This is a genomic window from Solimicrobium silvestre (assembly GCF_002976435.1).
Classification (GTDB): Bacteria; Pseudomonadota; Gammaproteobacteria; order Burkholderiales; family Burkholderiaceae_D; genus Solimicrobium; species Solimicrobium silvestre.
In genome coordinates this window covers 170,068-193,079 of record NZ_PUGF01000003.1, presented here as the reverse complement: position 1 = coordinate 193,079, position 23,012 = coordinate 170,068, and the positions used below count along the sequence as shown (strand labels likewise).

At 47.8% G+C, this 23,012-nt stretch carries 24 protein-coding genes; 14 read left to right on the top strand and 10 right to left on the bottom strand.

Annotated features, from left to right (window positions below; translation table 11 throughout):
• Position 1 precedes the first annotated feature (1 nt).
• The 4 genes from S2091_RS04970 (at position 2) to S2091_RS24255 (ending at position 3,352) form a co-directional block, all read left to right on the top strand.
• Positions 2-1,270, top strand: a complete 1,269-nt coding sequence (locus S2091_RS04970; RefSeq protein ID WP_105530698.1) for a hypothetical protein — start codon at positions 2-4, stop codon at positions 1,268-1,270.
• A 12-nt stretch (positions 1,271-1,282) separates the two neighbouring features.
• A complete protein-coding gene (locus S2091_RS04965) occupies positions 1,283-2,059 on the top strand; it encodes a 4'-phosphopantetheinyl transferase family protein (RefSeq protein ID WP_105530697.1) in 777 nt (258 codons plus the stop codon).
• Positions 2,060-2,352: 293 nt separating this feature from the next.
• A complete protein-coding gene (locus S2091_RS04960; RefSeq protein WP_105530696.1) occupies positions 2,353-2,937 on the top strand; it encodes an acyl-homoserine-lactone synthase in 585 nt (194 codons plus the stop codon).
• Between the two features lie 76 nt (positions 2,938-3,013).
• Positions 3,014-3,352, top strand: a complete 339-nt coding sequence (locus S2091_RS24255) for a helix-turn-helix domain-containing protein (protein ID WP_207769630.1) — start codon at positions 3,014-3,016, stop codon at positions 3,350-3,352.
• Here the strand turns inward: S2091_RS24255 and S2091_RS04950 are convergent.
• On the bottom strand, positions 3,349-4,113 hold the full coding sequence (locus S2091_RS04950) for an autoinducer binding domain-containing protein (RefSeq protein ID WP_105530695.1): 765 nt from the start codon (positions 4,111-4,113) through the stop codon (positions 3,349-3,351). The genes S2091_RS24255 and S2091_RS04950 overlap by 4 nt on opposite strands.
• Positions 4,114-4,936: 823 nt before the next feature.
• Here S2091_RS04950 and S2091_RS04945 point away from each other — a divergent pair.
• From S2091_RS04945 to S2091_RS04935, 4 genes are all read left to right on the top strand, one after another.
• A complete protein-coding gene (locus tag S2091_RS04945) occupies positions 4,937-6,517 on the top strand; it encodes a phage tail sheath family protein (protein WP_105530694.1) in 1,581 nt (526 codons plus the stop codon).
• Positions 6,518-6,545: 28 nt separating this feature from the next.
• On the top strand, positions 6,546-6,713 hold the full coding sequence (locus S2091_RS23970) for a hypothetical protein (protein WP_165794914.1): 168 nt from the start codon (positions 6,546-6,548) through the stop codon (positions 6,711-6,713).
• A 638-nt stretch (positions 6,714-7,351) separates the two neighbouring features.
• Positions 7,352-7,702, top strand: coding sequence for a helix-turn-helix domain-containing protein (locus tag S2091_RS04940; RefSeq protein WP_105530693.1), 351 nt, complete (start codon positions 7,352-7,354; stop codon positions 7,700-7,702).
• A gap of 4 nt (positions 7,703-7,706) precedes the next feature.
• Positions 7,707-9,011: a HipA domain-containing protein gene (locus tag S2091_RS04935; protein WP_105530692.1), complete on the top strand. Its 1,305-nt coding sequence runs from the start codon at positions 7,707-7,709 to the stop codon at positions 9,009-9,011.
• Positions 9,012-9,443: 432 nt separating this feature from the next.
• Here S2091_RS04935 and S2091_RS04930 read toward each other — a convergent pair whose 3' ends face one another.
• The 7 genes from S2091_RS04930 to S2091_RS04905 form a co-directional block, all read right to left on the bottom strand.
• Positions 9,444-10,340, bottom strand: coding sequence for a tetratricopeptide repeat protein (locus S2091_RS04930; protein WP_133166867.1), 897 nt, complete (start codon positions 10,338-10,340; stop codon positions 9,444-9,446).
• Positions 10,341-10,570: 230 nt separating this feature from the next.
• The gene (locus S2091_RS24760; protein ID WP_423828229.1) at positions 10,571-10,660 is read right to left on the bottom strand and encodes a hypothetical protein; all 90 of its coding nucleotides are present in this window, start codon (positions 10,658-10,660) and stop codon (positions 10,571-10,573) included.
• 195 nt (positions 10,661-10,855) lie between these two features.
• The gene (locus S2091_RS04925; protein WP_105530690.1) at positions 10,856-11,143 is read right to left on the bottom strand and encodes a hypothetical protein; all 288 of its coding nucleotides are present in this window, start codon (positions 11,141-11,143) and stop codon (positions 10,856-10,858) included.
• 546 nt (positions 11,144-11,689) lie between these two features.
• Positions 11,690-11,812, bottom strand: a complete 123-nt coding sequence (locus tag S2091_RS24755; protein WP_165794913.1) for a sulfotransferase — start codon at positions 11,810-11,812, stop codon at positions 11,690-11,692.
• A gap of 155 nt (positions 11,813-11,967) precedes the next feature.
• The gene (locus tag S2091_RS04915; protein WP_207769629.1) at positions 11,968-12,258 is read right to left on the bottom strand and encodes a type II toxin-antitoxin system RelE/ParE family toxin; all 291 of its coding nucleotides are present in this window, start codon (positions 12,256-12,258) and stop codon (positions 11,968-11,970) included.
• Positions 12,258-12,467 carry a TA system antitoxin ParD family protein gene (locus S2091_RS04910; RefSeq protein WP_243405315.1) on the bottom strand — a complete coding sequence of 70 codons (210 nt, stop codon included), beginning with the start codon at positions 12,465-12,467 and terminating at the stop codon, positions 12,258-12,260. Before S2091_RS04910 ends, S2091_RS04915 begins: the two co-directional genes overlap by 1 nt.
• A gap of 167 nt (positions 12,468-12,634) precedes the next feature.
• On the bottom strand, positions 12,635-14,281 hold the full coding sequence (locus S2091_RS04905) for a tetratricopeptide repeat-containing sulfotransferase family protein (protein WP_105530686.1): 1,647 nt from the start codon (positions 14,279-14,281) through the stop codon (positions 12,635-12,637).
• A gap of 981 nt (positions 14,282-15,262) precedes the next feature.
• On the opposite strand from S2091_RS04905, the gene S2091_RS04900 reads away from it, so the two are divergent.
• The 5 genes from S2091_RS04900 (at position 15,263) to S2091_RS04880 (ending at position 20,474) form a co-directional block, all read left to right on the top strand.
• Positions 15,263-17,242 carry a protease pro-enzyme activation domain-containing protein gene (locus tag S2091_RS04900; RefSeq protein WP_105530685.1) on the top strand — a complete coding sequence of 660 codons (1,980 nt, stop codon included), beginning with the start codon at positions 15,263-15,265 and terminating at the stop codon, positions 17,240-17,242.
• Between the two features lie 137 nt (positions 17,243-17,379).
• A complete protein-coding gene (gspI, locus tag S2091_RS04895; RefSeq protein ID WP_105530684.1) occupies positions 17,380-17,805 on the top strand; it encodes a type II secretion system minor pseudopilin GspI in 426 nt (141 codons plus the stop codon).
• Positions 17,795-18,415: a PulJ/GspJ family protein gene (locus tag S2091_RS04890; RefSeq protein ID WP_105530683.1), complete on the top strand. Its 621-nt coding sequence runs from the start codon at positions 17,795-17,797 to the stop codon at positions 18,413-18,415. Before gspI ends, S2091_RS04890 begins: the two co-directional genes overlap by 11 nt.
• Entirely contained in the window at positions 18,415-19,452 is a 1,038-nt protein-coding gene (gene gspK / locus S2091_RS04885) for a type II secretion system minor pseudopilin GspK (RefSeq protein WP_105530682.1), read from the top strand. Before S2091_RS04890 ends, gspK begins: the two co-directional genes overlap by 1 nt.
• Positions 19,453-19,502: 50 nt before the next feature.
• On the top strand, positions 19,503-20,474 hold the full coding sequence (locus tag S2091_RS04880; RefSeq protein ID WP_105530681.1) for a hypothetical protein: 972 nt from the start codon (positions 19,503-19,505) through the stop codon (positions 20,472-20,474).
• 79 nt (positions 20,475-20,553) lie between these two features.
• Here S2091_RS04880 and S2091_RS04875 read toward each other — a convergent pair whose 3' ends face one another.
• Positions 20,554-21,123, bottom strand: a complete 570-nt coding sequence (locus tag S2091_RS04875) for a protease pro-enzyme activation domain-containing protein (RefSeq protein ID WP_105530680.1) — start codon at positions 21,121-21,123, stop codon at positions 20,554-20,556.
• 287 nt (positions 21,124-21,410) lie between these two features.
• On the opposite strand from S2091_RS04875, the gene S2091_RS04870 reads away from it, so the two are divergent.
• A complete protein-coding gene (locus S2091_RS04870; protein ID WP_105530679.1) occupies positions 21,411-21,782 on the top strand; it encodes a hypothetical protein in 372 nt (123 codons plus the stop codon).
• A gap of 53 nt (positions 21,783-21,835) precedes the next feature.
• On the opposite strand, the gene S2091_RS04865 is transcribed toward S2091_RS04870, so the two are convergent.
• Positions 21,836-22,765 carry a hypothetical protein gene (locus S2091_RS04865; protein ID WP_105530678.1) on the bottom strand — a complete coding sequence of 310 codons (930 nt, stop codon included), beginning with the start codon at positions 22,763-22,765 and terminating at the stop codon, positions 21,836-21,838.
• Positions 22,766-23,012 lie beyond the last annotated feature (247 nt).

Below are 23,012 nucleotides of genomic sequence, written 5' to 3'. Positions count from 1 at the left end.
GATGCGCCCCGTCTTTCTTCCCTTGATCTACGCGGCGCTGGCTCTGCCGGTGACCGCCTTGGCCGATGATGCTGGCGTGCATGGCTATGCCCTGACCGACCTGATACAGACGCAGGCGCGCAGTACCGCCGCCAATCCGGACAATTTGTTCGGTGCGGGTGGCGGCGCTGGCGAGCTGGCGCTGGGGCTGGAAGGCAATGTCAGCGGTGTACGCTGGCGCACTCGGTTGACCGTGGACAGCGAGAGCTATAGCGGCAGCGGCTCGCCGACTGAGCGCTATGCCAGCCTGCAGGAATTGTATTATGGCTGGCTCTGGGGTGAACGCTGGCATTTCTCGGCAGGTCAGCAATTGCTGACCTGGGATAACGGCATGTCGTTCCAGCCGTTGGGCTTTTTCAAGTCGTCGCAGACCGATCTGCGCGACGTGTTCGATACCGAAGGCCGCAGCCAGGGCATTCCGATGCTGGTGGCTACCTATTTGGGCGACTCGGTCACGACCGACATCGTGGCCAGCACGTCCAACCCTGGCAATAATCAGGCCGAGCAGACCAATGCGCGCCAGCTGGCGATCCGCTGGTCGGGCGAATTGGCGCCGGGACTGAACACTGCGCTGATGCTGCGCAAGCGCGATAGCGCGCGCGTCGGTGCTGGCGTGTCGACGTCGTATGGCGTGGACGAAGTGACGCTGCACGCCGATGCTTATTATGGTCCAGCCGAGGCGCGCGAGTTCCCGGTCGGCTTGCTGTCCGGTCCGGCGCAGTTGTTTCTTCCGCCGCTGGAGTTCAGTTACGACCCTGGGCACGATTACGTGCTGCGTTCGGTGATTGGTGCCACTTGGACCCCGCAGCGCGGAGTAGCGTTGTATGGCGAGTGGGTGCACCACGGCGACGGCGTGTCCGGTAGCCAGTGGAAACTATACAACGAACAACTAGCGCTGCATACCGCTGCGCTGAACGGTCCTTACCATGACGCCGCCGTGGGCAATCTGGGCACCGATCTGTCTCTGTTGGGCAGCACACCGAACGGCGTGCGGCGCGACTATTTGTATCTGCGCGCCGAGCTGGGGCAGGGCGACGCCACCTGGTTTCTGTCCACCTTTGCCGGCGTGGCCGATGGCAGCGCGATGACCACCTTGTCCAAGACCTGGAAGTTACGCGACCACCTGACATTGGAGGCCGATTTGAACGCGTTCACCGGCAAAGCAAATAGTGAATTTGGCTTGACCCCATACCGCTACCAGGCTCACCTGGTGTTGCTGAAGACATTTTAACGAAAGACGATCATGGATGAAGCATTCTTGTTGCCGCCGACGATAGATCCGCTAGGGCTGCCCGCCCACAACGCGGTGGCGATCTATCTGCTGGAACTTGACCATTCGGCCTGCCGCGACTCGCCCCAGCGCTATCTGTCGCTGTTGGCGGCGCTGGAACTGGCGAACTGGCAAAAGATCCGACCGGTGGAACGCCAGTGGCAATACCTGCAAAGCCGGGTATTGCAGCGACTGGTGTTGGGCGCGTATGCCGAGTGCGACCCGCGCTCACTGACTTTCCATCGCGATGAGTGGGGCCGTCCTACTTTGGCCGAGCATGGAGAGCTGCATTTCAGTCTGTCGCACTGCGCCTCGCACGTGGCGCTGGCGGTCGGCAGCGATTCGGTGCTCGGGGTTGACGTCGAGACAGTGGTGCCGGTGCGGTCCAGTTTTATGCACATTGCCTGCAAGTTCTTCCATCCGGACGATCTGGCGCAACTGATGGAAGTGCCCGAAGAGCAGCGCTATGGGCGCTTCCTGGAACAATGGACGCTGAAGGAAGCTCATTTGAAAGCGCTGGGATTGGGTATGCACAAGTCGATGGCCGACTGCCGTTTTGAACGCACCTCTGCCGGCCTGATTGTCGCGCATGACCGCGCGCCAGTGGAGGACAGAGTCGCGCCTAATGCTTTTATCGCCCAGCGCCGCATGCGCGGTTGCCAGCTGGCGCTGGCTTACCGTTACGGTCGGCCGGTCCGCTTCCGCTATCTGAACGGCGATACCGCGTTGCCTTGGCAGGATACGAGCTAAAAATACGCTGGGAACATGGCTGGTGCCTGATGGTGCTCGCCCAATAGGGAATGGTTATTTTCTTTAGTAATGGTTGAGTATTTTTGATTTGTTTAACAGGTTTTAACCCGGACATCGCTAGTAGTTCTAATAGGTTGTTGCGTCAGTTGCACTAGTCGAGCTGCTAGTTATTTTGCTTAGTCAAAACGCATAAAGTAGCTACATCAACTGCAGTAAGTGAGTAGCGAAAAGTGAAGCAAAAACGGGTTATCTAATTAAATCTAATTAAATCTAATTTATTAAAGGAAACTGTCATGGGCTCAACGATTCAAATAAACCAACGCAACGAATTCAACCGTAACGACCTGCGCGACATGCACGTACTGCGCGCCAAAGTCTTCAAGGACCGCATGGGCTGGGAAGTGCCGGTTTTGGCTGGAATGGAAATTGATGGTTACGATGCGCTCGAGCCGCACTACATGGTGATCCGCGACGACGACAATAAAGTGTGCGGTACTTGGCGCATGATGCCGACCGAAGGCCCATACATGCTGAAGGACACCTTCCCAGAGTTGCTGCACGGTGCAACAGCTCCGGAACAAGAGCGTATTTGGGAGCTGAGCCGCTTCGCCATAGAAACCGACGGTGATTCCAAGTTCGGTTTTGCCGAGCGCGCGATTGCAGCGATGCGCGGCATCGTTGAATTCGCCGACAAGCAGGGTATCGACAAATATGTGACCGTGACCACCACCGCCATTGAGCGTTTGCTGCGCCACACCGGCGTTGAAACCAGCCGTATGGGTCCTCCGCTGCAAGTCGGTGTGGAACGTGCGGTAGCCCTGGAAATTCACCTGGGCGAAAAAACTCGCACGGCTTTGTTTGGCAATGCTGTGCATTAAAAAAAGCGGCGATTTTTAAATAAAAAGGTGGCGATTTTTAAACGACTAATCGTTGCCTGTTTTAACTTAGACAAAAATGCTAAAAATATATAAAACCACGAGCGAAGTTATTCCAGAAGGCCGATTAATTCTTGAATTGTCAGAGGATAAAACCGGCGGCGGAGAAAATAATCTGTACTGGATTACCTCTCGGGATAAAAATTTGATACGCGACCTGCGTCATGTGATGCGGGAAAATCAGACCCAGTTCTGGCACCGTTTCGGGGTAACGCAGACCCAGGGCAGCCGTTTTGAACGGGGTAAGCCGATTCCGCTGCCAGTATTGTTGCTGATCCGGCTTTACCTGCTGCGTGTTATTGATGACTCCAACTTGCAGCAGGTGAGATCCCCCAGCTTCGACAGCGAAGGCAATTAGCCGGGCAGGGTGATCAGGCCGAGACGGATCGCCTTGATCACGACGTCATTGCGGCGGCTGACGCCGAATTTGGTACGCAGATTACAGATGTGAAAATTGACGCCCGCTTCCGAGATGCTGAGGATGCGGCCGATTTCCCAGGCGGTCTTTCCGGCGCACATCCACTGCAGGCAATCCATCTCACGGGAGGTTAGCGTCGGGACGTCTATGGCTGGCGCCACCGACGCGTGCACATACTGGTGCAGCGAGTCGAAGGCAACATCGCGCAGCAGCGACAGGCCGCCCAGGTTCTGGCTCAGTTCTTTGAGGAAGGCGGGGCCGGGATTTTCGTCGCGCACGCAGGTCAACATGCCGACCTCGCCAGCGATACCGCGGATCGGCAAGGTGACGCCGACCTTCAGGCCGAACGAAGCGGCTTCTTCATACAGCGCCTGCTGTTCAGTAGTTTTGAAGGACTGCGGCATCCAAACAAACGGCGAGCTGGATTTAAAGCAGTACTCGACCGTAGGATCGGCGGCGCTCAGATTGTTGCGGTCGTAGTGTTCGCGCCACTTGTCCGGATAATTACTACGCAGGTAGATGTCGGCAATGTTAACTTTGGGCTGCGGGATGACGGCAAACAGCACCTTATCAAACCCCAGCCCCTGAGCGGCTGTCTGCAACCGCGTGATCGTATCGGTTTCATCGCGCGCATTCATCAGCGCGTCATAGGTCGTAAAAAAATCTGGCGCGACGCCGGAATTTCCGAAAACCTCATCCATAAGTTCGATCCTCTTTTATGGTAATCGTCGCTTGTACCTGCTGACCAACCATCATCAACGCACTGATCATCCACCAACTAAATACTATTTTTTTAAGCACAATTATTCCCTGATATGTACGTTAATTTAATATGATTAAGACTGCTGGATGAAAAGAACAATGACCTAATACAACTCGGGCAAGGTATTCATCTATTCCAATTTGTTCTTTTAATTATTACTTTGAGGGGGAAGACTTTTTACTTAAGCAAACATGTAAACAACTACTTATTCGAGCTAACCTCGCTCGAGGTGATGTTGACGTTGTGCGCCAACCCTGCCAAAACATGTCCCCTGTTTCTCTCTACTTACAGCCGGCATACGTTTTAATAAATTATCAAGCTAAGTAAATTTACACGGAAATATTTTAAAGATCTATTCCCTATTTATGCATTCTGCATATTTGTAGTAATTCAGCAACATTCCCTTGAAACATGATTTTGTTGTGTTGTTTGACAATCCGTGTTTTTTTGCGTGTGCCAAGTGGGTAGTCGATGAGTTGATGAATAGGGTTGGTTACACAGACTCAATCTCTGATGACCTGCAAGTATCACCGCTGTACGATATCGTAAATATGGCCAGTTCGTATGTGCCAGGAGATACTTGGATTCAGATTAAATCTCAAATTGAGCTAGGATGCTCAACTATTTCGGCTACAAAATAACGTCAATATTTTTATCCCGATTTAAATCTATATGTATTTGTAATTGGCTCACTGTTTTTCCAGTCCCTGCACAAGGAATTTTCCAATAGTACTCATCAGGATTCTAGGACGATACATCATATGACCACATCACTATCAACACCAGGCGTATACATCAACGAGATTAATGGTTTTCCAAATTCGGTTGTCCCGGTTGAAACGGCGGTACCAGCATTTATAGGGTATACCGCGGCAGCAGCGTATCTGGGGAAGTCGTATTTCAATATCCCATCTTTAATTACTTCCTTTGCAGAGTTTCAAGCAATTTTTATGTTGCCAGATCCACCGCCGCCAGCTGATCCGGCGAAGCAATATAATCCTGAATACTATTTGGTTGCGCAAATTGGCGTTCCAACAGCTGGCGACTATGTCTTAATTGACGGAGTTTATTATTCTGTCCTGCCAGATCCAAATACGATCTATTACATGTACAACAGCGTTCGCCTCTTTTTTCAAAACGGCGGTGCAAATGCATACATTGTTTCCGTTGGTACATATGGTCCACCAAGTGGCAAACCAGTCTCAGGTCCGAATGTTAATGTGGTCAATCCTAACGTCCAATTATCCGACTTACAGCGTGGTCTTTCTTTGCTATTAAATGAGATGGAACCAACGATGTACATTTGCCCGGACGCGACGCTATTATCTTTGCCAGATAATGAGAAACTCATGCAGAGTATGCTTTTGCAGGCTGCTAAGATGCAAACCGCAGTATGTCTCTTAGATGTCATTGGTGGAGTTAATCCAGATCCAATTATGTACACTACCAATATCCAAAATTTTCGGAATAGTACTGGAAGTCTTGGACTGAATTACGGCATAAGTTATTATCCATTTATTGGCACAACGATTATGCAATCGGGAGATGTAGATTTTACGAATCTGTTTGGAGGCGACATCAAGCAACTTGCCGCCATTCTCAATCCGCCGAGTAATCCCAATCCTGTTGCTGGCCAGATTTTATCAATGATCGAGACGCCGCCATCAGATCCAAAGACAAATAGTCAGTTGCAGGCCGACCTTATTGACGCGAGCCCGCTCTACAGTAAAATCATCAACCTAGTTTTAGCAGAGGCCAATATTTTGCCTCCAAGCGGTGCGATGGCCGGTGTGTATACAGTTAACGACAATATGGCAGGTGTCTGGAATTCCCCAGCAAATACCTCGATTGTTGGTGCGGTTAGTCTTCCCATTAATCTGTCGGATAGTCAGCAAGCAAATTTAAATGTAGATGCCGTATCTGGAAAATCTATTAACGCTATTCGATCATTTCCAGGTCAGGGAATTCTAATCTGGGGAGCCAGAACGCTCGACGGCAACAGTCAAGATTGGCGTTATCTCTCTGTGCGACGAATGATGATTTTTTTAGAACAATCTATAAAATTAGCAGCACGTTCTTATGTATTTGAACCTAATGATGCCAATACGTGGGCTGCGATAAAAAGCACGGTCGATAGTTTTTTGACGAGCGTGTGGAAAGAAGGCGGGTTAATTGGAGCGACTCCTGCGGATGCCTTTAACGTGAGTGTCGGGCTTGGTACAACAATGACTGGTGACGATGTTTTGAATGGAATTTTGAATGTGACTGTTCAGGTTTGTGTGGTTCACCCTGCTGAATTTATTACCATCACCTTCCAGCAAGTCCAGGCAAATTCTGGCTGATTTTTGCACTGATAACGCAGAGCGCCACGTGGATGGCATAGTCGAGATGGTACTGGGTGCGACCACTAATTTTGGAAAATTCTTCACTCAGGATCGCTTGTTTGCTTGGCATGCCGAACTTTTTCCAACCGGTTACAGCAACCTGTCAACAATTCGCACTGGCTCTTGGCGTGATGATGCGACTGGCGCAATGTAAGTTGTGTCTGGCGCTACCAGCCGACAAGTTAAATCAAGAGATGCACCTATTTTTAGACTGGTTCAATCAAAAGCCTGTAATGGCTCTAATGCCGTTCAGTTAAGCCAAAAACTGTGTAACGTCATCCTCGCGTAGGCGGGGATCTAGTTTGTGGTCGGCGGTTCAAGTCCATCTATCGAAAAATATTCTTTATAAATCAATGAGTTGGAATAATATGCAGCCATTTTAGATTGCCGTAATAATAATTTTCGTCAACAGACTCACTATCCTATTCGTCAGTAGCCAAAACCACAATCCTCCGCTCCCTGCATCCATTGCAAAAAATAACAGACGACTAGTTCCAATTACGAGTCACACAGTGCCAGGAAAGTGCTTTGTTAGTAAATAGGTTATTACCCGAATACTGTTAATCACAAAGTTGCAAAGATGGACGCTTGAATTTTATGGAGTTCCTATGATCGTAGGATTCACCTTCACTTAATCATGTTTATAATAATTTATTCCTACGGTCGTAGGATTATCTCATGATTTATTGAATTTACTCACACTAATTCCTACGTACGTAGGAATTAGTGTGATTTTTTTTGGATAAATACGATATAATTCCTACGTATATAGGAATTATTTTGGGGGTGTCTATGATTATTAATTTGGAATCTGTTGCCGATGTTGGGTTTGCTGTTCGCGCTACCAGGCGTTCGAGCGGGATCCGTATTGATGATATGGCAGGCATCTGCAAAGTGAGTAAACAATTCGTTTCTGACGTCGAGCACGGCAAAGAGACCGTTCAAATGGGGTTGACATTGAAAATGTTGTCGGACCTTGGAATTCGTGTCTTCTTAGATATCCCTCCCAGTGCCGAGCAAATGTTTACCGAATTGAAGAAATCCGGTGGTTTGAAGCCGGCGGGGTTTGCTACGACGGCCAAAATAAAGCGCTCTGGTGGGGTGGATCCATTAACACCAGCCTCTCGAACACGGTCAAGGTGATATCTTGAGACAGTTGAATGCGACATTAAATGAGGAACTTGTTGGTGTCCTGAGTGAGGATAACAATATATGGGTCTTTACCTATGATCCCGAGTGGGCCGCGTCGCCTTCTGGGTTCGATCTGTCACCTGCTTTAAGTCGGTCTCAGCTACAGCACGTCGACGGCTCAACGGTGCGTTCTGTTCAGTGGTATTTCGATAATCTACTGCCAGAGGAAGAATTGCGCAGTGCCTTGGCCAAAGAAAACAAGTTTGATGGCAGTGATGCCTTCTCTCTCTTAGAATATTTTGGGGCGGAGTCCGCTGGCTCCCTTGTTCTGTTGCCACCAGGTCAGCAAGAGCCTCCTATTAGCCAGACTCGGGAACTTCCTGATGAGGCATTGTGCCAGCGGATTAAAAATCTGCCGCACGCTACCTTTGCAAAGAATGCGCCCAAGAGAATGTCGTTGGCCGGCGCGCAACACAAATTATTGGTTGTGTATATGGACGGGAAACTGCACGAGCCTGTCGGACGTACGCCGTCGACGCATATTTTGAAGCCCAATCATCAAAGCGCAGATTACCCGGCTTCCGTAATGAATGAGTACTTTACAATGCGATTGGCCTCCAAACTGGGTCTCAATGTCCCCCCTATTTATCGCCATTACACGCCGGAACCCGTCTACATTATTCAACGTTTTGATCGATATACGGATCCGAGTGGTCAAACGCAACGACATCATATTATCGACACGTGCCAACTGCTCAATAAAGACCGATTATTTAAGTATAAAGATGCGTCGATTGCCACATTAAAAGCCGTGATTTCCCGGTGCCGCAACAGAGTGTTAGCGACATCACGGCTATATCAGTGGTTGGTGTTTAACGTTCTTATTGCCAACGAAGATAATCATTTAAAAAATCTTTCTTTCACGGTGGGTCAGCAAGGAATTGATCTGTCTCCGTTCTACGATATATTGAGTACAGGGGTCTATCACACGAGGGCGATCGCGAATGACCGGGCCGCTTGGGATAAAGTAGATATGGTAATTGCGCTGGGTGATGTTAAGTCTTTTTCTGATGTCACCAGGGCTGCCATTTTACAAGCCGGTGCAGACTTGGGTTTGCGTCCAGCCGCTTGCGTACGTGAGCTGGATCGCCAAATTTCGAAGTTGCCCAAGGCAGTGGAGCAGATGGAGGCGGAAATCGTGAAAGAAAATGCGACTTTAAACCCAGAAACTGCAAAATTTCTCGCTTCAGAAATTCGTCTCATTGGGGTAATCAAACACATTATTGTTCCAGAGATGATTAATAAGGCATCCGTTCAATAAAACTATCAAAATATTTTCGCACTTCAACTCATCCCTTGCCTCCAGCTATGGCAAATTTATACTGCCAAAATTGAGGCCACGACCTCCGCATTTTTGTGACACCCTGGCCTGGGTGATCACTTTCGTATTCGTGGAATTTCAGGATTTATGCATTCTGGTACGGTAGAAGTGAACTTGTCGAAGGGTATTAGGACTTGTCCTCGACATCATTAGTCATTACTTCGTCTGTCTTAAAGGCTCAACATATTAGGTGCGTTTTGAGCAGTTGCGCTTGCAGTAAATCCCATTAAAGCAACAATAGTAAACATCAAATATATCAATTTCTTTTTCATCATGAACATATCCATTTAGGTTGAAAGTGAAAATAACAAAAAGACTGCAACATTACTGCCTCCTCTGCGGAAGCTAATTACTACTAAAAAGTATTCGGAATTAGTGAGGGATTGACTTGATTAGCGCAGCTGCTGCTGATCTAGCCTGTGCTATCTCGTCAGGGGTAAGTTGCTCAGCGTAGTTCGGATTGGGTGGTATTGTGGTGAGGTCTTTGTTTGTGTACGAAAGAGCCCTGAACGCTAAGTCATAAGTTACAGCGAGTTGATAATTTTGCTGAACGCCCAAACCTCTCGCATAGCTATCACCTAACATGAACATAGCAATCGAGCTACCCTGTTGTGCGGCCTGTTGATTATAGTTAAATGCCTGTTGTGTCCAAGCAGTATAGCGAGGGTCTTTTACTCCAGATTCGGGGTCTTGCGAAAGCCACTCGGGGGCTTCTGTGCCGAAGGTCACGAGAGCCATATTATTACCGCCCTTCGCAGCCATATTCAGGTAGTCTAGCCGTTCTTTAGGTGAGAAATTAAAGTCTTTGCAGAATGCTTGTTCAGTGTCAGTCGGTTGGGTGTTGTATACCCGTTGGCGCTTGACGACACCTGTACAATAGGTTTCAGCTGAATAGATATTGTATTCAGCGAGCGTATCACCCTTATCGGCAGCGGCACGAAGCCCATTTACGTATTGAGTAACAGTAGTTCCATTCACGTCAACATATTTCCCATCACCTCCTTTAAATATTGATAGCTTAGTTTTGCTCCCATCAGGCTTCGAGGTGTTCGTTATGTTTGAAAACCATTGATGCCCCGTTGATTTTTCAGGGTTACTCTGATCAGCGGTGACCTGAGTCGATGCGGGGCCCGCCTCTTTATTCCAACTAAAATAAATCCACATAGCCGCCCCTGCGAAGAGTGCCACGACAATTACAATAATCGTCAGCGGTTTTGATTTCATTACAGTTACTTCCTTCCCGGTTACGCTTGAATGATGTGTAGTCATTGATAGTCTCTTATATTATTTATTGCCAAAATGTTAGTTGGCAAACTCCAATCTATTGAAATGCCTTTTGGCAATGCCCTAAATAGGGCATTTTGAGCACAATAAAATAACAAACCTAAAAAATAATCCCTCTTAAAACAATACTTCAATCACGCCAACATCCTAATTGGCAGTCACCAGTTCCTTGCTAATCGGTGGCAGCCACGTACATTCCCCATACTGTTTTTATTTCACTTCTTTTTGGGTGGTTCGCTAGTATCATTCCCTTTTTTAACACCCTCATGCGGATGCTCCGACAAACTAACACCGCTAGCAATCACATCCCCCTTCGTCAACGTCACATCACCAAAAATTCTAGCCACGTAGCCCGTATTAAGTAGGTCGTCAATAGCGCAGCATATTGCGACGCATGGGAAAGTAAAACAACTAAATACATAACTTGTAGACGTATTCGTTTATTCGAAATTCACATGCGGCGTAATGCGCTGCGCTATTAGCTCCCTACATGTTACGAATTATTTGGTAGCGGAAGTGTGGCTGCTATCTGTCTTCAGTTCATCCAATGTCTTATAAGAGTCGGAGATTTTTTCTTCAATGAATTTGAGCTGTTCAGTCGCATGACCAAATCCTGCTCGGAATAAGATGGGTGTAATGCGTTTATTGGAAAAATCTGTCAGAGCAAGATGATCGAGTACTTCAAAAATGGCCGAAAGATCGCTGACTATGTCACGGGCCTGTGTATAGGCGTCAATTGTGTCGATGGCGAGGTGAGTATTACGTGGGGGACGTTGTTGCGTGTGCATGGTGCGCTCCTTCCAGTTCGTTTGACCGATACCCACCACGGAGGGTGGGCGGCAAATAACAGGTTGGAAACTGGCACTACAACCACAACCAGCAGCCCGAAGGCTCCTGCTACCCCCGCCCAATGAATGGGCGCGACAGCATGCGCACAAAAAAAACGGCTCGCGCCGTTCGTGCGGTTGTAGTAGGGCAGGTTTCCAAGCCTGTTCCCCTTTTTCTCAGGGAAGTTTGAAGTATCAGCTAATGCTGTGTATTGCGTCAAGCATTTTTGATATTGATTTAGGCAGGTTCGTTACGAATATTACTGTCGACAATTTGGATAATCAAAAAACAAATTCGGTCATAAGCCTTCAACCGGTAATTTGATTACGGTCAGTGATAAGTTCAATGATATGGGAGCAGGCCTAACTTCCCTGCATTTGAAAATATTAAAAAATTAGACCTGCCGCGTTGTTGCATTTATTGCGTAAAATTAGTGCCGCGAAATTTCTCCTGATTCAGGCGGCTACGACCCAGCGTAGCCAGGTCGTAGCTGAATGTGAGGTTCTTCAATTGAATAAGCGCGAATAGCATGAGAAACAAGAATCCATCGGTTCGCGCATCGCGTGAATAATTTTTTCGTTTGGAAACATCAGGCAAATCATGCTCACGTAATAGTAATTGGTGGGCATCTTATCCGTAATGGAAAACGGCGGAATCATCTCTTGAAGAGTGATTTTTAAAAAACACAAACGGCTGAACCCAATGCTATGGTTCTTTTCTTCCGATCTGCCTAGAAATAAAAAAATCCCGGTACCAGAGTCCGGGATTTTTTTGCGGCTAATAGTTACTTTATAAGCTTGAGGTTTACGTAGAAATTTTCGTGTGAACCAATACTAAGAAATGTGACTGACTCCGGATTAAACTTGCTCGGTTGTAGATGGTAAGAGAGTAATACCTGCTGTTTGTTACTGTAATACTTATAAACAAACATGCCCGATAAATCCCCCTTCTTTTCTTCACCTACGGTTGGATCAGCTGCCACAGCTTTCATTGCAACTTCTAAATCCAATTTTTCCGTTTTATGTAATTTCTTTGAAATTCTGGTAAATGAGGGTACTGCCAGAATTGTAAGCATTATTCGCCAAAACTATAGGGCGTTGCCATCCCAGCTTTTTCTTCCGCTAAAGCTAATATGCTATTTTGAATAAAGACGATTGATAGTTCTGGATTTTCCTCGGCCGCCTTGCCAAGTCTGGCCCAATGCTCTATTTGCTTTGGGACGGATCTGTGCTGAGCTTCCGCATATGGCTTTGCAATTTCAATAAGTGATTCTGATATCTTCATGGTTTTCGACATTTTTGGGAGGCCTTTCCATCGTTAATTGGTTTCATATTAGCTTAAAAGGTTACCTTTTACAACCATCGATTGCCTTCATATTGGTGCAAATTTGCGGCATCCAAGCTTCAAGAATACGGATGCGATCATTGCTTACCATAACCTCGTTCCGGCAATTAATCACCAACATCACGGTAGTCTTTCACGAGCCCAAATAATTCGCCAAGATGGCCTTCATAGCGCTTCCAGCGTGCCAGCGAAGTTTTATAAATCGGCTTACGTACCTGCGCGGCGCTGGCAGTCTTAACCCGTCGCTTATTTTCATGAAACGCCAAACATTGGTCGTTCCACGGCAAGCCAATATAGTCCAACAAGCGGCGCGCTTGACCTTCTGTGTCGGCCACCATGTCTTCGTAGCGCAAATCGAGGATTGTCCCAGGCGGCAGTACTTCATGCCAATGCCGCATTAACTTGATATAACGCACGTAGCTACGGCCCAGCGTACCCTGGTCATAGCTGAATGCGAGGTTCTTCATATTGAATAAGCGCGAGTAGCACGAGAAACAAGAATCCATCGGCTCGCGCATCGCGTGAATAATTTTCGCGTTCGGAAACATCAGATAAATCATGCCCACGTAATAGTAATTGGCGGGCATCTTATCTGTAATATGTGTAGCGGTTGGTGCCAGCCGCGCAACGCGCTCGGAATAGTGTTCGCCTAAGCGTTTGAAATCGTCGGCTGAAAAATCCGGTACCACATCGGGAAAACGCTCGAAAGCTGCATCGGGTAACGCCGCCGTGATGACCTCACTCATGTCAGATAATTCTCCTGCTCCGAAGACTCCGGGGTAGCTAGACAGGATTTGTTCAAGCAAAGATGTGCCCGAACGCGGCATGCCGACGATGAATATCGGAGCTTTGCCGATATCAATTGGGCGCGCACGTTGTGCAAGGAACTCCTTGGAAAACACGTCCATCATGCGCTTATGCGCAGCTTCGTCAGCCGTTTCATCAAAAGGTAGCAAGGCATGCTGCAATCGATTCGCTTCTTGGTAGGCGGCGAATGACGCATCGTAGAGTCCCACATCTTCGCGCATTTTCCCTAACGCAAACCAGTAACGAATGCGCGCTTCTACGGGCATAGCTTTGACCTCGCCAAGCAACGCTTCGAGCATATCCTGATGCGGATCGTTTTCATGATATGTCTTCAATGACGACAAACTGTAATGCGATTCGATAAAATTTGGCTTGATGGTAATCGCCGTTTCGAGCGATGCGCAAGCCTCTTCCAAACGACCTTGTTCTTTCAAGACGTTGCCCAAATTATTATGCGCCGGCACATAGTCTGGATTTAATTCAAGCGCCCGTCGATATTGGGTTTCTGCTTCCTCAACACGTTTCTGATCCTTGAGGACGCAACCCAAATTGTAATGTGCTTCGACATAGGTGGGCCGGAGTTCAAGTGCGTGCCGATAAAGGGTTTCTGCATCGATCGATCGGCCTTGTTCACGTAACGCATTACCCAAATTGTTATGTGCTTCTGCATCTTCCGGCATTAATTCCGCCGCATTTTTAAGCGCCGCTACCGCTTCGTCTTTACGGCCTTGGCGCCTATGCACTGTTCCTAGCGCCTTCCAGGCAAAACCGTGCTTTGGAAAGCGTGCGATCAAGGCAATTGCCGTCGTTTCCGCTTCTGCATAACGGCGTTGGGTGAACAGTACAACCAGCGCATCGATCTCCTGCGTGGTTGGCTCACTCGCCAATAAATTGTCGGAGGTTTTTATCGATGGAATATTCGGTAACTTAGATTGCTCGTCGTGCATCAGGCGGCGCTCCGATAGGGTTGGTCAGTTAAGCGAAAACATAGAATATATCGAATCCCTTCGATAGAGTTAACCATTTTTTTGGGCTTTTGAGATCGATATTTATTCGCCCGTTGCTCCGAGCCGAACCGCTTACTCATGCCAAAATTTTTGATGCCGGAGTTGTAATCGCGCTTCTATTATTGCGTTCGTATTTGCGATAAATAATTCACATTAATAGGCCAAAAATCACACACTAAATTCAAATTAGAATGTGAATTCTAAACAATGCCGAAGAGAAATAATTCTTCCTAAAAATAGTCGATCTGCATAAATTAATGAGTGCATTTGTGAAACTTTATCGTCAAGCAGTAATGACGTATTGTCTTGTGGAAATTAAGTTTTTCTAGAGCAATTGTGCAGTATCAAAGCTCAACATTTTGTAACAAATTACTGGTTGAATATATTTCTGACGCGTCATAAATTGCAACATCAATTAAATGCACTGACAATAAATTTGATTGAAAAAATGCTGCATGAGTCAAGAACTCAAACGACGGCATATAAGAGAGAGATTTCCCATATATAGAGATTTCCACACGGAGAGCCTGCATGAAATTTCGTTTAAATCGCTTGTCGTACCGGTTCCGGTTTACAGCATCATCATCTTTTATTACACCTTCATTTTTTTCGACATCGGCTCAGTATGAGTCGCAGCAACCGTCATTCGCAAGTGCGAATTCACGGCTGCATCGAATTCTTACTTAAAGTACTTTCCCCCCCCCGAATAGAGTTTCAATGTAGACGATCTACACGATCGTCTGGATTGTGATCAACAATTTGTTTGTCGCGTTTTCTAGAGACGCTGGCAGGGGAGTTGTTGCGTCGACGCAAGAGTAACTTCCTGCGCGGCGGCAGTGTAGGCGAAAGCGTTCTTGTGACTATCCTCACATGAATTTATCTTGTGAATTATCTTGTCTTTTATCACCACGGAGAGAAATAATGAAATTCAGAAGTAATTTTAAAATGCTGCCTCTTGCAGCAATGGTGTTGGCATCAATGGGAGTTGCAGCCCATGCCGAACCATGGGCACCGACGGCAACTAAATCGAGCCAATTGGTGCCTTCAGCAGTTCATGTTGCAGCAATGCAAGTCGGCGCGCCGACACATATTGTGGTAGCGCTCAAAGTGCGCAACAAAGCACAACTTGATGAGCTAACGGCCAATATTCTGGCAGGTCGCACTACTCAAACGTTGTCAAGCGCAGAGTTCATGAGTCGTCATGCACCTAGCGCTGCACAAGTGCAGTCTGTGGTCGCTTACTTGACTCGGAGCGGCTTTAGAAATATCAAGGTAGAACCAAATAACATGCTGGTCAGTGCGGATGGTACGGCTGCTTCTGTAAAAACAGCGTTCAATACCGAAATGCATGTTTATAACGTCAATGGCCGTACAGCACATGCTAATACCGGTGATGTATTCATTCCTCAATCATTGAGCGACACCATTTTGGCAGTACATGGTCTGCAAGACGTGCAAATGGCTCACACAATGTTGGTGAAGGCAAAACCGAATAGCGTTCATACATTGACAGCTGTTGGTCATAATCCGACTGATTTCCCGTTAATCTATAACGCAAGCAGTTTGCCAAGTGCGACTAACGCGACCATCGGTATTATCACGTCAGGCAATATGTCACCAACGCTGGCTGACTTGAAAACCTTTGCGACAAATTCCGGTTATCCACAACCTAACGTGAGTGTTGTGACACTCGGCTCCGCTAGTTCTTCTACATCAGGCGAAGACGAATGGAATATGGATACGCAGGATTCTCTGGCTGCCGCAGGCGGTACTATCAAACAGATGATTCTGTATACGGCTAGCACATTGAGTGACGCCGATCTGACAACTGCCTATAACCGGGTAGTTAGCGATAACACTGCAAAAGCCATTAACGTTTCTCTTGGCGAATGCGAAAGTGATGCGCAATCTGCGGGTACTATGGCCAGTAATGACCTGATATTCCAGAGTGCTGTTGCTCAAGGTCAGACATTCTCTATCTCTTCCGGTGACTCCGGCGCTTATGAATGCGGTGGTTCCAGTACTGCTCAGAGCTATCCAGCGTCCTCCCCATATGTGATCGCAGTTGGCGGTTCATCCGTCAATACAACCGGCACAACTACATGGGCAAGTGAAACAGTGTGGGCATGTACTAGCGCATCAAGCTGCCAGCAAAGTGCAAACGGCGGTGCAGGCGGCGGACCAAGCCTGGATGAAACAGCACCAAGTTGGCAAATTTCGGCAGGCGTGCTTAAAGGCGCAACCAAACGTGGCGTACCTGACATTGCTCTTGATGCAGATCCTAACACTGGCGCAATGGTGCTCATCAACGGCCAGCAAACACAGATCGGTGGCACTAGCCTTGCAGCACCATTGTTTGCTGGATTCTGGGCGCGTGTTCAATCGATGAATGCTAACGCGTTGGCTTTCCCAGCTGCCAAAATGTATCAACTGGCGGCAGCTAATCCAACCATGTTCCATGACATTGTCTCCGGCAGCAACGGCGGTTATTCAGCTGCAGCTGGTTGGGATTATGCAAGTGGCTACGGTAGCTTGAATATGGCGAATTTTGCGTCAGTGATGGGCGGTACACCACCACCACCACCAGGCAACGTGTTGAGCAGTGGCGTGCCAGTGACTGGTTTGGCTGAAGCAACTGAAGGTAGTGGTTTGTATTACTCCATCGTGGTTCCGGCTGGTAAGAGCAGCTTGGTCATCAAGACCACGGGCACTGTTGGTGATGATGATATTTATGTAGGTAAAAATTACAAACCTACATTAAATAACTTCGATAAATACTCCGACAACTACGGCGACAACGATAGCGTCACATATCGCAATCCTGCAGCCGGAACGTATTACGTGTTTGTTGAAGCGTATCAAGCTTTCAGCGGTGTAACGCTGACAGCTACGTTCAAGTAATTGGCTTTAGTTAGTAAGTAGTAAGAAGGACGTCCCCCTCTCCAATTGGAGCGGGGGATTTTGAGCTTTTATCTCATGTGATTTACTCTTCTCTTACGGCTGCTATTCGTGTGAGGCCGATAGATTAGTAAATACTAATGGTCATTTTTAGGACTGGTGATTTGGAACAACAACGATATCCCCAAACGTACAAAAGGTACAAAGCGTCAGGATTCACCTTGCTGGAAGTTCTCGTCGCCTTGGTTATTGTCGGCACTGCTCTCAGCGCCAGTTTGCGTGCGGTCAGTAACCTGACACGCAACAGCGGTGCGCTACATGCGTCGACGATGGGTTCTTGGTCGGCTGAAAATACCTTGGTCAATCTTCGCCTCTCCAAGGTCTGGCCAGATGTAGGAAAGCAATCGATCAACTGTCCGCAAGACGATATGCAACTGGTGTGCGAACAAAGCGTGACGGCGTCCAATAATCCAAATTTTCGGCGCGTTGAAATCAACGTTTATGACGCGCAAGATACCCAGCGACGTGTCGCACATTTAGTGCAGTTGGTGTCCAATGGTTTATAAATTGAAACCATTCCGCCATCTCAAAAAGGGATTTACCTTAGTAGAGCTATTGGTCGCCATTTCCATTCTTGCGGTGATCGCAGTAATAGGGTGGCGCGGCCTGGATGGCATCGTGCGAGCACGGGTTGCCATTTCCGCCGACATGGAATTCACCCGCAGAATGCAACTGACATTTGCACAGCTGCAAAGAGACTGTGCGCAAACCGCCAGCATTGATGCACTCAGCGGCCGGCAGGCATTGCAGGCAACCGATGGTCAATTGACGCTTCGGCGTACCGTCGAAGTTGATAATCAACCCATGTGGTTCGAGGTAGTGACGTATCGGATTGCGAATGGCAATTTAACGCGCAGCGAATCGCCCCCAACGCGTGACATGGGTGTACTCGATCAAATGTGGAACGACGCGTTGCAAAACGCCGATCATGGCGCGGCAGTGACTTTGCAGTCAAATATGGCGTCGATGACAATGCGGGTTTGGCAGGACGACGGATGGATACCGGCTATGCTGACCGATTTGTCAGGGCCCATGCCGAGTGCGCTGGAAGTAGAAATGAAAATTTCCGGGCATCAAACTGCCATCGTCAAAGCATTACTGATGGGGACAAACTGATGCAGGCCGCTATAACAAAAAAGTCGACGTTGAAGGCATCGAACCGGCCAACGTCGACTTGTAGACAACGCGGCGTCGCCATCGTCACCGCGCTATTGTTGACTGCCTTGGCCGTGACGATTGTTGCCAGTGTTTTTTGGCAGCAGCAAGTTCAGGTTCGTGCGGTGGAAAACCAACGTTTGCAATCACAAACACAATGGGTACAGCGCGCAGCACTTGATTGGACCCGCATTATCTTGCGCGAAGATGCGCGCACAACGGCAGTTGATCAACTTGGTGAAGTGTGGGCAACACCATTGCCGGAAACACCTCTTGATGACTACATTGAAAAAGACGGCAGTGACTCCGGTAATTCAGGTGCAAGCGGCGGCACCTTATCAGGTAAGGTGATTGACGCGCAGTCCTATTACAACCTCAATAATCTGGCGGTGGGTGGCGTCGTTGACCCACAAGAGATAGCTGTTTTTAAACGCTTGCTGGGTTTTCTCAGCATCAATCCTAATCTAGCGGAAGCTACGGCTAAGGCGATTGGGGCAACACAAGCGCCAACAACAGCACCATCGCCTCCTGCCAATACACCCGACTCAACTCCAGCCTCGACTCCAAGTGCCCCGAGCGCTGGTAGTACAGAGCAACCTGCGTTGTTTATTCACACCGAAGACTTAATTACTATCCCCGGCTATACGGTAGCAGTGATCGATAAACTAAAAAACTATGTCGTAATTCTGCCACGTCCAACTCCGGTCAACGTCAATACTGCCGGTGTGGAAGTGCTGGCAGCGAAGGCGAACCTTTCCATGGAAAAGGCCACCGCAATGATAGCGAGCCGTAGTCACGCCTATTTCATCACCACCAATGATTTTCAGAGCCGCGCGCAAGTTGATGTGCCTTCAGGTAAATTCGATATAGCCGTATCGACCAGCTTTTTCATGGTGTTTAACAAGGTGCAGTGGGATCGCGCTAGTCTGAACATGCAAGCATTGATTTATCGCAAGAGCTCTGGAAATACAACCGTCATGTGGCTACGTGAATATTGAAATTTAAAAAATGCATTGAAAATAATTCTTGAACTAATACGGAGACTAGAATGAAAAATGAGTCACAGTTACAAAGCAATGCCGATTCTATGGTGCAGAACATGTATGGAAAATACGATGTGCAATATCGCTTGAGAGCGCCTGCTGCGTTATGTAACTTCGCCACTGCAACCACAGCCGCGTTCATGCCTGATCAGAGTATGCCAACCATGGATTTGAGCCGCGACCTGGTCAACCAAGTGACGATCCCGAATTATGGCTATAAGAACCAGACCAAAAAAATTTCCCCCGTGTTTTCCAAAAGGCAGCAAGCCGCGCTCTTGATCAAAGATTGCCAACTCGCCTTTTCGGACGTGATGCATGCAATCGGCAACACCGCTACCAAACATCAGAAGCAGAAAATCGGCCCCGCCGTTGCGCCGGGTGAGCGCTATTCGTCTGAGCTATCGACAGAAATACGGACTATCTTAGATCGGCAAATGCCCATCACTGAATTCGGCATGCGCTGGGAGCCGGATTTTCAAGTGTTCTATGGCGCCGGTAAAATATTTGCAAACGCCGGGGTAACCAACACAGTTCCTACCCATGACTTAGCCCACCTCTTGATTGGCGCTTGTGGGAATTTGGAGTGGTGTCCGGAAGGTGAGCACGAGGAGGTTCGTCTGGCTGAATACTACGCCGTATTTATTGAAAATCTTTTCGATAAAGTATACGGGCATATGGCACAAGGCAGCTACAAGCACGACACCGTTCTAAACGAGACCATTGCCTATATGCGTTGGTTCGTCGACGTGCACTATTCACCATTTCCGATTCCCGCCGAAGAAGCGTATCGGCGTTTTTGCTGGAATATGGATGTCGCCGCCATCGTACGTTTGTCGCCGTTGTTCTTTGCGTTGAAACATGTCGAGCGAACTATTACTGGCTATCGTGACCAAATTTGGGAGATGCATTTCAATACGGAAGATGCACCACTCGCCGAACAAGTGGCAGCTATTTGCGCCGATGGCCCTTTGAGTTAAATCGTGCACACACTGAAAAAATGAGGTGGCGGGAGGAACAGCGCAGCGACAACTTCTTCGTCTGCGCAAAAGAATCTCGCTACTCTTTCGCCTTCAGCATCGTATGTGGCATATGCACATTTTGCAGCCCCTGCACTGCTAGCACAATAGTACCGAGCTCCTTCGGTACAACGGGGTCATTTACATTCGCATAGGCGTCTCTGCCACCCACGGAAAAATGCTGCATGTTGACATGGAAGGCAGATTTTGCTGCGCCGACATTGCCGTTAGCAGTGATGAGCAAGTGGTTGGAGGCGACAGTGATGTTACTGAAACCGTTTTTACTGAGATAAGCTACAACGGCGCTTACCGCATCATCGGCAGGAGCGTATTTGCTTTGAAATTGTGCACTCGTCAGCGGGGCGGGTGAAGCCCCGGCGGTGACACCTGACGTTAATGCATCCAGGCCAGCCTTGTCCCGAACTTGCAGGGAAACCGTAATATGCAATGCTTCATCAGCATTCATCACTGCACCGGGCTTCGCCATTGACACGTCGGGCGTGTGCGATTGTATCGGTACCCATACTGTATTGGGTTGAGCCGCTGCGACAACGTAATGGGTTATTAATGCGGTAGCAAAAATAGTGATCAGGTTGGTTTTAAGCTTCATTAATTCGCTCCTTAGTCTTCAGTCGGCAGTGAATTCGGCAATTATGTTAATTCACCATTTAATCGCAATCTAGTTTTGCACAATCGGCGTAAAAATCCAACAGAATCCAACAATCAGCGGTTTATTTGCAATGACTGGTTGAGTCTGCCTATCTATGGCGGATATTTTATCCAGTACATTTTTCACACCGGCAGTGCAGGTCAAATTTTTAAAGCCAGATATAATCAGCCTATCTCTGCCTATCTTCCGAGGGCAACGGTAAATTGATAATGAAGGGGGAGGGCATCATGCTAATTACGCGTAGTAAAAAAATACATGGAGTTATTCATACCTGTGCCGTAGCCTGTGCTGGAATCGGCGCTGGGCTTGCCCAGGTCCCAGGTTCAGATTCTGCTGCGATAGTGCCTCTTCAAACGGCAATGATTGTATCCATTGCCGCTGAACATGGCGCGTCGGTTAGTAAAGGTCTTGCAGCAGATTTACTCCTTACTTTTACTGCAACGCTGGTGGGGCGCACCGCTAGTCAATTTTTGGTGGGATGGATTCCCGTTGCGGGCAACATCATTAATGCCAGTACGGCGGCGTCTATTACCGAAGTAATCGGTTGGGCAGCGAATGCTTATTTTGAAAAAACAGAAATAGCATCTAAGTCAAACTAACTGATATCTATAAATAGAAATCAAGTGGTTTAACTCTGCTTGTAGCGTCTGAATTACTCTAGACTGGCTGGTTGGTAAAGACTACCAGTAAAGTGTTTGAGATATGTCGGAAGCATTTTTTGTTGCCCCCAGTACGGCGTTAAGTTCACGTCCACCACGTATACGACATCGTCGTCATCAACAACTAAGTCAACTGCGCCAAAATCCAGCTCAATAGCATTAGAAAAGGTCACTGCTGCGGCGAATACGTTGGCCTTTAGTGATCCAAGCAACAGGCATACTAGAGCGTCGCTGGACTGATCCCGTGTAAGCAACGAATCGTTCCTGCCACTTGCGCTTTCCATGCGTTTTATTACCGCATTCGATTGGCCTTCACATAAAATGCAGTGTTGACCAGAAAAAAATACGCGAAAAAATATGCCATCTGAACGATGAATAAAACGTTCAATATGCAGATTTTTATCTTCCCAGATTTCTGCGGAAAGATCACCCGCGCGTAAGTAGGGATATTCAGAAATACAAGCTGTTTTAGACAAAGTGGGAAGTCCCAATTTACAAAGTACGTCGCACGGCAAACGTTCCTCTGGACAGCCACGTGCATTAAGTTCCGTCTTTAAGAGAAGGAAAGTGTCTTGATTTATTTCGGGACTCGCCCTGAGCGTTGGCAATCCAATCTTTTGAGCATGCTTCTGCACGGCCGATTTTCGAATATCCAATATCCCCGAATTCCAGATGACACCGCCATTGGATCTTATCGCATCAAACAGTCCTTGGAATTCATTAAGGAGTCCTCCCAAGTAGCTGATGTCAAAATGAATTAACAGTAATGTGCATTTCTCGATCTCTATTGGATCAAAAGAAATACATCCATCTACAAATTTCAATGTGGACACTACGGCAGTTGGATAGAGATGTTGCGCTAAGTAGCCATCCCACCCGTTGAAGACCAATATATGATCAGGGATTCGAGCTGCGGTACTCAAACTAAAGCCCAGATTGATAGTGCTCAGTCAGCCGGAACCACGTAGGTAGTTGCGGCTGGCAGGATACCAACCTTTGCTCTGTTGCAATGAAGCAGCTGTGTGACATGTAGTTAGTTGAAAGGTTTTTTGTGAGCCTTAATAGCATTCAATAATTCTATAAGCTTATCAGTGGATACTGGGTCGTGCCCTTGTGTTAATGAATGTAGAACGGCCGCTGCATGTAATTCTCTTTCATTGAATCCATTCA